Raw genomic sequence first — 5,121 nt, 5'->3', positions numbered from 1 at the left:
CCTCTGGCGCGGCTCGCGGGCGCCGCCGAGGCGTTCGGCACCGGGGACGACCACGTGGCGCTGCCCGAGGCCGGCCCGCGGGAGGTGATCGCGGTCTCCCGCGCCCTCGACCGGATGCGCAACCGCGTGCGGCGCCTGATCGACGACCGCACGCAGATGCTGGCCGCGATCAGCCACGACCTGCGCACGCCGATCACCCGCCTGCGGCTGCGCGCGGAGTTCATCGACGACGACCACACCCGCATCATGACGCTGCGCGATCTTGACCAGATGAACGCGCTCGTTGAGGCGGCCCTGTCCTTCGTCCGCGACGGCCAGGGCGGCGCGTCGAGCGCGCGGACGCTGATCGACCTCGCCTCGGTGGTGCAGACGGTCTGCGACGGGTTCAGCGACGTTGGCGCCGACGTCTTCGTCACGCAGAGCCGCCACGTGCTCGTCCGCGGAAAGCCCGACGAGCTCGAGCGGGCGATCACCAACCTCGTCGACAACGCGGTCAAGTACGGCGGCGGCGCGCGCCTCTCGATGGAGCAGACGCCGCGGGGCGTTCGCATCGTGGTCGGTGACACCGGCCCCGGCATTCCCGAAGCCGAGCGCGACGCGATGCTGCAGCCGTTCGTGCGCGGCGACCGGGCCCGCAATCTCAACGACGCGAGCGGCTTCGGCCTCGGGCTGTCGATCGTGCTCGCCATCGTCGAAGCGCATGACGGCTGGCTCACCCTGACGAATCGCCCGGAAGGCGGCCTCTCCGCCGCGATCGAGCTGCCGCTGGCCGCCGCGATCCCGGCCGAACCCGCCGAGACCCGGATCGCCGCCGCGGCGGAATGAACGGCCGAGCCTTGCATCGGACCGGCGCGATCGGCGTTGAGGCCGAGCGGGCATCGGAAGGCAGGAAGCGCATGGACGTCGGATTCATAGGGCTCGGGCGCATGGGGCGCGCCATGGCGGCCAAGCTGGTCGAGGCCGGGCACACCGTCCGCGTCTGGAACCGGACCCCGGATGCTGCGCACGGGATCTCCGGCGCGACGCCGGTGGCGAGTGCGGCCGAGGCGTTCGCGGGCGACGCGGCGATCACCATGCTGTCGGACGACGCAGCGCTGCGCTCCGTCATCGTCGAGGGCGGGCTGCTCGACAGCGCAGGCCGGCCGGCGATCCACCTGTCGATGAGCACGATCTCCGTCGCCTTGGCGCAGGAACTGGCCGCGATCCATGCGCGCGCCGGCATCGCCTATGTCGGCGCCCCTGTGTTCGGGCGGCCGGACGCGGCCGCGGCGGGCGCCCTCAATATCATCGCCGCGGGCGATGCCGGCGCGATCGACCGCGCAGCCCCGCTCCTCGACGCGATGGGCACGAAGACGTGGCGCTTCGGCACCGAGCCGCATCAGGCCAATGCCGTGAAGCTCGCTGGCAACTTCATGCTGGTCTCGGCGATCGAGGCGATGGGCGAGGCCGCCGCCTTCGCCGAAGGTCACGGGGTGGCCGGCGCCGACCTTCTGGACATGCTCACCGGCACGCTGTTCGCCTCGCCGGTCTACAAGGGCTACGGCGCGTCGATCGCCGCGAACCGCTACGAGCCGCCGGGCTTCGGCCTCCGCCTCGGCGCCAAGGATATCGGCCTCGCCCTCGGTGCCGCGGCGGCGGTGAACGTGCCGATGCCGTTCGCGAGCGTCCTGCGGGACAACCTCATCGACGCGATCGCGCACGGCGACGGCGACAAGGACTTGGCCGCGCTCGCCACCGTGGCGACCCGGCGCAGCGGGCGCTGAGCGCTTGGACGCGGCGACGGCTGGCGTTTGCACCGACGCGTGAAGTCGGTCGTCATGCGTTCCGTGCAACACCGCCGCTGCGCGCGCCTTGCGCCCCGCCCACGATGCCATACCTGAACCTCTCGGCCCGCGACCGGGCTCCCGCATCCTGAGGCCGGCGCGCGCGGCCTTCGAGGCACGCCGATGATCTCGACCGAAGCCGACATCCTGAACACCGCCGCGTCCTGGCGACGGGACGGCCGCGACGTGGCGCTCGCGACCGTGATCGAGACCTGGGGATCGGCGCCGCGTCCGGTCGGCAGCCACCTCGTCGTCGACGGAGAGGGCAACTTTCTCGGTTCGGTCTCCGGCGGTTGCGTCGAGGGCGCCGTCATCACGGAAGCCGCCGACGCCATCGCCGACGGCAAGCCGCGGGTGATCGAGTTCGGCGTCGCCGACGAGACCGCGTGGCGGGTCGGGCTCTCCTGCGGCGGCCGCATCCGCATCTTCGTCGAGCGGATCGACTGACATGCGCGCCGACATCCTCGAAGGCCTCAACGTCGAGCGCGCCGCCCGCCGCGCCGCGATCCTCGTCACCGACATCGCCGACGGCGCGCAGCGCCTGGTTCGGGAGGCCGATATCGCCGCCGACGCCCTCGCCGAACCGCTCGGTCGGCACCTCGCCGCAGCCCGGAGCGGCCTCGTCGAGGCGGACGGCCGGACGCTGTTCCTGACGGTCCAGGTGCCGCCGGTCCGGCTCGTCGTGGTCGGGGCCGTGCACATCACCCAGGCCCTGGTGCCGATGGCCGCCGCGCTCGACCTCGCGCTGACGGTGATCGACCCGCGCACCGCCTTCGCCAGCCCCGAGCGGTTTCCGGGCGTCGCGCTGGTGGCGGATTGGCCGGACGCGGCCTTCGGCGGCGCGGTGCCGCCGCTGGACCGCTACTGCGCGCTCGCCGCGCTGACCCACGATCCCAAGATCGACGATCCGGCGTTGAAGGCCGCGCTCTCGGCGGAGTGCTTCTACATCGGCGCGCTCGGCTCGCGGAAAACCCACGCGGCGCGCGCGGTCCGGCTGATCGAGGCCGGCTATTCCGAGGCCCAGCTGGCGCGCATCCGCGCCCCGATCGGGCTCGCCATCGGCGCGGTCAGCCCGGCCGAGATCGCGCTGTCGGTGATGGCGCAGATCGTCGCCGCCCTGCGTCGGGCGCCGCGCGAGGCAGCTTCGTGAAGTTCGGGCCGGTTCCGGTCGGATCCGCGCTCGGCCTCATCGCCGCCCACACCATCAAGGCGGGCGGCGCGACCCTGCGCAAGGGCCGGGCGATCTCGCCCGAAACGATTGCAGGCCTCGCGGCCGAGGGCGTGCGCGATCTGGTGGCCGTCTCCCTGGAGCCGGGCGACGTCGGCGAGGACGAGGCCGCCGAGACCCTGGCGCGGCACCTCGCCGGGACCGGCCTGCGCTGCGAGCCGCCGTTCACCGGACGCTGCAACCTCTTCGCGGTCGGGCCCGGCGTTCTGGTCGTGGATCGAGCCGGCATCGATGCGGTCAACGGCGTCGACGAGGCGATCACCGCGGCGACGCTGCCGCCGTTCAAGCCCGTGGTGGCCGGCGAGATGGTCGCGACGATCAAGATCATCCCCTACGCGGTGCCGGGTACGGTCCTGGCGCATGCGTGCGCCGCCGCGCCGGCCGGCGCGTTGCGGGTCTCGCCCTATCGCCGCCGGCGGGTCGGCGTGGTCTCGACGCGGCTGCCGAGCCTGAAGGAGACCACCGTCGACCGGACCCTGGCCGCCCTCGCGGATCGGCTCGCGCCTACCGGCGCCGAGATCGTCGCCGACCGTCGCGTTCCGCACGCGGCCGGTGCGGTCGCCGAGGCGCTGGCGGCGGCGACCGCGCAGGACGGCGCCGACCTGGCGATCGTGTTCGGCGCCTCGGCCATCGCAGACCGCCGCGACGTGATCCCGGCCGGCATCGCGGCTGCGGGCGGAGCGGTGATCCATTTCGGCATGCCGGTCGATCCCGGGAACCTGCTGCTGCTCGGAGCGCTGGGAGACGTTCCGGTGATCGGCGCGCCGGGCTGCGCCCGCTCGCCCAAGGAGAACGGGTTCGACTGGGTGCTGCACCGCCTGCTCGCGGACCTGCCCGTCACCCGCGCCGACATCGTCGCGCTCGGTGTCGGCGGACTGCTGATGGAGATCGTCTCGCGGCCGCAGCCGCGATCGGGCGAACCGAGCGCCGCCGACGATGCCTGACATCGGAATCGGTGCCGTCCTGCTCGCCGCCGGCCGCGGCACCCGCTTCGGTGCCGAACCGAAGCTGCTCGCGCGGCTCGACGGGACGCCGCTGGTTCGCCACGCCGCGGAAGCCGCCCTCGCGTCCAGGGCCCGTCCGGTCGTCGTCGTGCTCGGAGCCCATGCGATGGCCGTGCGCGCGGTCCTTCACCATCTCGACCTCGTCTTCGTCGAGAACGCCGCGTTCGGCTCCGGCCTCTCGACTTCGCTGCGGGCGGGTCTCGCCGCGCTGCCGGCCGAGACCGATGCGGCGGTGATCCTGCTCGGCGACATGCCGCGGGTGACGCCGGCGCAGATCGATCGCCTCGCCGCCGCCTACCGGGCCGCGACGCCGGCTCCGAGTGCCGTGGTGCCGACGATCGCGGGGCGCCGCGGCAACCCGGTGCTGCTTGATCGGCGCGTGCTCGGCGACGCCCTCGCCAGCCTGTCCGGCGATCACGGCGCCGGGCCGCTGCTGAAGGGTCGCGCCGACGTCCTGGAAATTCCGGGAGAGCCCGGGACCGCGCTCGACGTCGACACGCCGGAGATGCTGGCTCGGCTCTGAAGGCTCAGGCCTTCTTCGCCTCGCTTCGGCAGCGATCCGAGCAGAACCGGACCTCGTCCCAGACCCGCTCCCACTTCTTCCGCCAGGCGAACGGCCGCCCGCACTGCGCGCACAGCTTGGTCGGCAGGTCGCCCTTGCGGATCATCTTCCCCGATGTCCGGCCCGAACTCTTGTTTACGGAATCGCCCCCGCTTCGCCTGGACATCCGGTCAGCGCCCGATCTGTCCGGCTTCGGCCAGCCCCACCGGCGACCACCGCGTGATCTGGATGTAGCCGTCGCGGGCCGCAACCACGACGTGGCGCCTGTGGCGATGGACGACGGTGCCGGGCAGATGCTTGTGCGCCTCGCGCCAGCCGCCGGCCTGCGCGACGTAGACGCGAGCGTCGCCGAGCCGCGCCAGCGTCTCGATCGATCCGAAAGCGCGGATCCGACGCAGGATCGCGGCGACGTCGGCGCGGAAGTCGAGGGTGCGGTCGACGTCGCTCGCGCGCGCCCAGTACGAGCCGTCGCCCTGCGGCTCGGGCCGCCGCCACCGCGCCGGC

The 5,121-nt window shown here is 73.3% G+C and carries 7 protein-coding genes and 1 pseudogene; 6 read left to right on the top strand and 2 right to left on the bottom strand.

Annotated elements, in window-relative coordinates:
• The 6 genes from FV223_RS19565 to FV223_RS19540 form a co-directional block, all read left to right on the top strand.
• The coding region (locus FV223_RS19565) for an ATP-binding protein (protein WP_246689730.1) at window positions 1-825 on the top strand (825 nt) is incomplete at its 5' end.
• Window positions 826-896: 71 nt separating this feature from the next.
• The gene (locus tag FV223_RS19560; RefSeq protein WP_147728570.1) at window positions 897-1,763 is read left to right on the top strand and encodes an NAD(P)-dependent oxidoreductase; all 867 of its coding nucleotides are present in this window, start codon (window positions 897-899) and stop codon (window positions 1,761-1,763) included.
• A 183-nt stretch (window positions 1,764-1,946) separates the two neighbouring features.
• Complete coding sequence (locus FV223_RS19555; protein WP_147728569.1) at window positions 1,947-2,270, top strand: XdhC family protein; 324 nt, start codon at window positions 1,947-1,949, stop codon at window positions 2,268-2,270.
• A 1-nt stretch (window position 2,271) separates the two neighbouring features.
• Window positions 2,272-2,973: an XdhC family protein gene (locus FV223_RS19550; protein ID WP_147728568.1), complete on the top strand. Its 702-nt coding sequence runs from the start codon at window positions 2,272-2,274 to the stop codon at window positions 2,971-2,973.
• Window positions 2,970-3,995 (top strand): molybdopterin-binding protein, encoded by a 1,026-nt coding sequence (locus FV223_RS19545; RefSeq protein WP_147728567.1) that lies wholly within the window; start codon window positions 2,970-2,972, stop codon window positions 3,993-3,995. Before FV223_RS19550 ends, FV223_RS19545 begins: the two co-directional genes overlap by 4 nt.
• Window positions 3,988-4,578, top strand: a complete 591-nt coding sequence (locus FV223_RS19540; protein WP_147728566.1) for a nucleotidyltransferase family protein — start codon at window positions 3,988-3,990, stop codon at window positions 4,576-4,578. The genes FV223_RS19545 and FV223_RS19540 overlap by 8 nt, the downstream gene beginning before the upstream one ends.
• 4 nt (window positions 4,579-4,582) lie before the next feature.
• Here the strand turns inward: FV223_RS19540 and FV223_RS19535 are convergent, their stop codons facing one another.
• Together FV223_RS19535 and FV223_RS19530 are read right to left on the bottom strand one after the other, a co-directional pair.
• Window positions 4,583-4,723, bottom strand: coding sequence for a DUF2256 domain-containing protein (locus FV223_RS19535; protein WP_147728565.1), 141 nt, complete (start codon window positions 4,721-4,723; stop codon window positions 4,583-4,585).
• A 64-nt stretch (window positions 4,724-4,787) separates the two neighbouring features.
• Window positions 4,788-5,121: pseudogene (locus tag FV223_RS19530) on the bottom strand (formyl transferase); the annotation flags it as partial.

It is taken from the genome of Methylobacterium sp. WL116 (assembly GCF_008039455.1).
Taxonomy (GTDB): Bacteria; Pseudomonadota; Alphaproteobacteria; order Rhizobiales; family Beijerinckiaceae; genus Methylobacterium.
Note: the sequence above shows the minus strand (reverse complement) of the source record. Positions and strands in the feature narration are given on the sequence as shown.

Coding starts and splice junctions, on each gene's coding strand:
- FV223_RS19560 (WP_147728570.1), top strand. CDS start 897: ATGGACGTCGGATTCATAGGGCTCGGGCGCATGGGGCGCGCCATGGCG.
- FV223_RS19555 (WP_147728569.1), top strand. CDS start 1,947: ATGATCTCGACCGAAGCCGACATCCTGAACACCGCCGCGTCCTGGCGA.
- FV223_RS19550 (WP_147728568.1), top strand. CDS start 2,272: ATGCGCGCCGACATCCTCGAAGGCCTCAACGTCGAGCGCGCCGCCCGC.
- FV223_RS19540 (WP_147728566.1), top strand. CDS start 3,988: ATGCCTGACATCGGAATCGGTGCCGTCCTGCTCGCCGCCGGCCGCGGC.
- FV223_RS19535 (WP_147728565.1), bottom strand. CDS start 4,723: ATGATCCGCAAGGGCGACCTGCCGACCAAGCTGTGCGCGCAGTGCGGG.